Origin of the sequence: Pseudomonas kitaguniensis (assembly GCF_049199985.1) — a bacterium.
GTDB lineage: Bacteria > Pseudomonadota > Gammaproteobacteria > Pseudomonadales > Pseudomonadaceae > Aquipseudomonas > Aquipseudomonas kitaguniensis.
In genome coordinates this window covers 1-4,313 of record NZ_JBLZPT010000010.1, presented here as the reverse complement: position 1 = coordinate 4,313, position 4,313 = coordinate 1, and the positions used below count along the sequence as shown (strand labels likewise).

Annotated in this window: 4 protein-coding genes; 2 read left to right on the top strand and 2 right to left on the bottom strand. The window is 59.6% G+C overall.

Annotated features, from left to right (window positions below; all coding sequences use genetic code 11):
* Positions 1 to 144: 144 nt before the first annotated feature.
* Complete coding sequence (locus ACOZK9_RS14200) at positions 145 to 561, bottom strand: SRPBCC family protein (protein ID WP_122251682.1); 417 nt, start codon at positions 559 to 561, stop codon at positions 145 to 147.
* 252 nt (positions 562 to 813) lie between these two features.
* On the opposite strand from ACOZK9_RS14200, the gene ACOZK9_RS14195 reads away from it, so the two are divergent.
* Together ACOZK9_RS14195 and ACOZK9_RS14190 are read left to right on the top strand one after the other, a co-directional pair.
* Positions 814 to 2,958: a TonB-dependent siderophore receptor gene (locus ACOZK9_RS14195; protein WP_421556070.1), complete on the top strand. Its 2,145-nt coding sequence runs from the start codon at positions 814 to 816 to the stop codon at positions 2,956 to 2,958.
* Between the two features lie 294 nt (positions 2,959 to 3,252).
* Positions 3,253 to 3,924 (top strand): helix-turn-helix transcriptional regulator, encoded by a 672-nt coding sequence (locus tag ACOZK9_RS14190; RefSeq protein ID WP_152746085.1) that lies wholly within the window; start codon positions 3,253 to 3,255, stop codon positions 3,922 to 3,924.
* A gap of 207 nt (positions 3,925 to 4,131) precedes the next feature.
* Here ACOZK9_RS14190 and ACOZK9_RS14185 read toward each other — a convergent pair.
* Positions 4,132 to 4,313, bottom strand: a 182-nt coding sequence (locus ACOZK9_RS14185) for a hypothetical protein (RefSeq protein WP_421556069.1), incomplete at its 5' end; no start/stop codon positions are given.

The window sequence follows — 4,313 nt, the reverse complement described above, 5'->3', positions numbered from 1 at the left end:
CGATTGCGGTGTGTCAGCTAAGCATTTGTCAACTGACACACCGCAATCGCGAGTAAGCCCGCTCCCACAGTTACTGCATTTCTACTTTAGGGATTCAGCCAGATACACCGCTGTCGGCAACGAGCGACCTCCCACACCGGCTTATCAAGCCGGGAAGTTGGCGCGCAACGCTTCGAGCCCGTCGCTGTACACGCCGGTAAACAGCGTTTCTACCTGCTCATCAGTGGTGCCCGGCGCCGGGCTGAATACGCCGGACCAGGTGACTTTCGCGGACGCATCGGTCAAGGCTTCAACCTGCACCGTCGCAAGGTAGGCACTGACCGGAAACGGTGACTGCTCGATGGTGTAGCTGTAGCTGCGCAACACGTTATCAAAGCTCTGCAAACGCTCGACGATCACACTGCCATCCGCCGTTTCCAAATGGCGCAGGCGGCCACCGTCGCCCGCCTCGCTTTTGACGATTAACGGCAACCAGTCCGGCAGCGCGTTGAAGCCGCCGATCAATTGCCAGGCCTGTTCGGCCGACACCGGGATTTCAATCACAGCAGATGCTTTTGGCACGGTAAATCTCCAGAAACCAAAGGAAAACGTTGCCCAGCCTGCCACGCTCAGCGCATCAATGCATCAACTCTGTGGGCGGCGGCGTGCTGCCGCTGGCGGCGCCACCGTCGATAATCCTGGCGGCTGACACACGGCTATCGGGAGCAAGCGCCCTGCCACATTAGCCCGGGCCGTGATTCAAGACCTTGTAAAACCGCACCGTTATGCCTAGCTTATGCGCCCCCCCTGCCCTGCGCTTTAAGGCCTTGCCCCATGGTTTTGCGTTTTCGTCCCGTCGTCACGTCACGTTTCGCCCTCGGCTTGCTGCTCAGCGGCGGCATCGGTAGCAGCCTCGCGGCTGAAATTGAACTGCCGACGGTGCAGGTCCAGGGTCAGGATGACGCAGGTTACCGCGCAGGCAGCGCCTCGGTCGGCGGCTTCAATGAAGCGCCGCTGTTGGACACGCCAGCCTCGATCACGGTGCTCAACGCGGCGCTGATCAAGGACCAGCAAGCCCGGTTGCTGAGTGAAGTGCTGCGCAACGATGCGTCGGTGGGCGACAGTTACGCGCCCATCGGCTATTACGAGAATTTTGTAGTGCGCGGCTTCTCGCTGAACGCCGCCAGCAGTTACAAGATCAACGGGCGCACCATCACCGGCGAGCAGAACGTCGCCCTCGAAAACAAACAGCAGGTCGAAGTGCTCAAGGGCCTGGCCGGTTTGCAGAGCGGCATTTCCGAGCCCAGCGGCGTGATCAACTACGTGACCAAGCGCCCGGAAGACGTACGCTCGGTGACGGTGTCGAGCGATGCTCGCGGCAGCGCCTACATCGCCACCGATGTCGGCGGCTGGTTTGGCAGCGAGCAGCAGTTTGGCCTGCGCGCCAACGTGGCGCACGAAGACCTTAACGCGTATGTAGAACATGCCAACGGCCAGCGCGACTTTGTATCGCTGGCGTTCGACTGGAACATCAGCCCGGATGCCGTGCTGCAACTGGATGCGGAATACCAGACCCGGCAGCAGCGCTCGGTGCCGGGTTATCAGTTGCTCGGTGGCACTGAAGTGCCGCATGACGCGTCGCCGAAAAAACTCTTGGGGCACCAGAGCGGCACGCATCAGGTCGGCATTGATTCGCTGAACCTCAACGGCAAATTTGACTACCGCTTCAGCGATCAGTGGCAAGGCAGCGTGAGCGCGGCCCGCAGCAAAGTGGTGATCGACGACTACAGCGCGTTCGCCTGGGGTGGCGACACCCGCGGTGTCGGCAACTACTTCAGCCCCGAAGGCAATTACGACATCTACGATTACCGCAGCCCCGACGACACGCGCCGCGACGATGAAGTGCAAGCGGCCATGACCGGCGTGTTCGATAGCGCAGGCCTGGGCCACGAATTGACCTTCGGCACCAGCGCGTTTCGCCGGGTGATCGATAAGCGCCTGGCGCTGAATGAATGGATCGGCAGCGGCAATATCGACACCGACGCGCCGACCTTAACCCCCACCGACAAGCCGTTGAACGACAGCCACCGCAACCTCGACAGCCGTCAGTACGGCGTGTTTGTCACCGACCGCATCCGCTTCAACGAGCAATGGCAAACCATCCTCGGTGGCCGCGAAGTGCGCCTGGATGAACACGCCTTCGACAGCCAAGGCAATCAGGCACGGCACACCCGGCAATACGTGTTTTTGCCGCAGGCGGCGCTGATCTATAAACCGCTTGAAAATATCTCGCTTTACACTAGTTACAGCAAGGGCGTGTCCTTGGGTGGCACGGCGCCGTGGTACGCAAGCAACGCCGATGAAACGCTGGCGCCGACCACATCACGACAGCTCGAAGCCGGCGTGAAGTACGACTGGCGCCGCATCAGCTTCGCCGCCGCCGTGTTCCAGACCCGCCAGGCCTATCAGTACGCCAAGCCCGACGGCGCCGGCAATTTCACCTACGTGCAACAAGGTGAGCAAAAAAACACCGGGCTCGAAGTCTCGGCCAACGGCTGGGCCACTGACCGTCTGCAAATCTCGACCAGCGCGGCGGCGATTCGTGCGCGGGTCAGCGACAGCGGCACGCCCGCGTACGAAGGCCATCAGACGATCAACGTGCCGACCTTTCGCGCCAGCGTGTACGCCGACTATGCGTTGCCGTGGGTGAATGGGTTAGCAGTGCTGGGCGGGGTGCAATACAGCGCCAAAAAGTACGCCAACCGCACCGGCAATGTTGAGGTGGGCGATTATGCCGTGGTGAATGTCGGTGGTCGCTATACGACCCGGGTTGACGGCCATGAAACGGTGTTTCGCCTGAGCGTCGACAACCTGTTCGACACACGCTACTGGCGTGATGCGGGTGAGTATATGGGCGATGACTATTTGTTCCAGGGCGCGCCGTTGACAGCGCGCTTGAGTGCGTCGGTCAACTTCTGAGCCTGGGCTATGCGCACACCGTCAACCAGGCCACCAAACTGCAACACACCGTGTGAGATAAGACCTGAGCCGCGCCTTGAGCATGGCCAAACCACCGGTAAGACCGGTCCGACCACCTTTACACGTTTTTTTTAATGATTTATTTCCAGATTGGATCCCCCTCACCCCCCAATGCTGTACTAGCATACGTCTCAGCGGGAGAGATCACCTCTCCAGGTTATTACCCTGGTGACCCATGTCAAATCCCGTTGCCACAGGCTTGAACACCCACACTCGAATTTCATGGATGAAACGATGAACTCACACCTGTTCCCTCATATAGGGAAGGTCATTGCCAGCACCGGAAGTCGCCATTTTCCGCGCATGCTGCATGACCTGATCCTCACCCAACTGGCAGTGGACGCCACACATATCACGCAAATGCGAGTGAACGCCAAAGGGCACACCCGACGCCGCATCAGCCCGGTCTACACCGATTCGGCGGTGGCTCTGGGCGAAGAACAACCCGCCGCACAATTGCACCTTACCCGTCGCACAGACGACCTGCGCTACGTGCTGTCGGTGTACCGCTCACACCAGTCGCAAAGCTTTTCGCCGCAGGAACGCAGCATGCTGCAGGACTTTTCCACGCTGTTGCTGCCGATGGTCGAAAAACACATCACCGCGATCCAGCCGTCCCGCCAGAACAGCGACGCGGCGGTAGCGAAAAACCAAGGCATCGAAACCCTGCGTCGGCGTATTGAAGAACGCCTGGTGCAGTCGGGGCTGACCCTGTCCACGCGTGAATTTGAGGTGTGCGTAGGCCTGCTGGGCGGGCTCACCGGGCCGCAGTTGGCGGAGCAACTGGCGTTGAAGGTCAACACCGTCGAGAGTTACCTCAAGCGCGCGGCGATCAAGCTGGGGATCAGCGGAAGGCATTCGTTGTTGCGGTGGATGTATGCCACGCAAGAACCGCTGAATCTGTAAAACCGTATTTGATAGAGCGGAAGCCGGCCCAATCCCACAGGCAGAATCTGGTCAACCTGTGGGAGCGGGCTTGCTCGCGATTACGGTGTGTCAGTTGAAAAATACTTATCTGACATACCGCAATCGCGAGCAAGCTGATAGAGGCGGAAGCCGGCCCAATCCCACAGGCAGAATATGGTCAACCTGTGGGAGCGGGCTTGCTCGCGATTACGGTGTGTCAGTTGAAAAATACTTATCTGACATACCGCAATCGCGAGCAAGCTGATAGAGGCGGAAGCCGGCCCAATCCCACAGGCAGAATATGGTCAACCTGTGGGAGCGGGCTTGCTCGCGATTACGGTGTGTCAGTTGAAAAATACTTATCTGACATACCGCAATCGCGAGCAAGC

What these genes read in the sequence shown, in the direction of transcription:
- ACOZK9_RS14195 (WP_421556070.1), top strand. Translation starts at nt 814, where the DNA reads ATGGTTTTGCGTTTTCGTCCCGTCGTCACGTCACGTTTCGCCCTCGGC.
- ACOZK9_RS14190 (WP_152746085.1), top strand. Translation starts at nt 3,253, where the DNA reads ATGAACTCACACCTGTTCCCTCATATAGGGAAGGTCATTGCCAGCACC.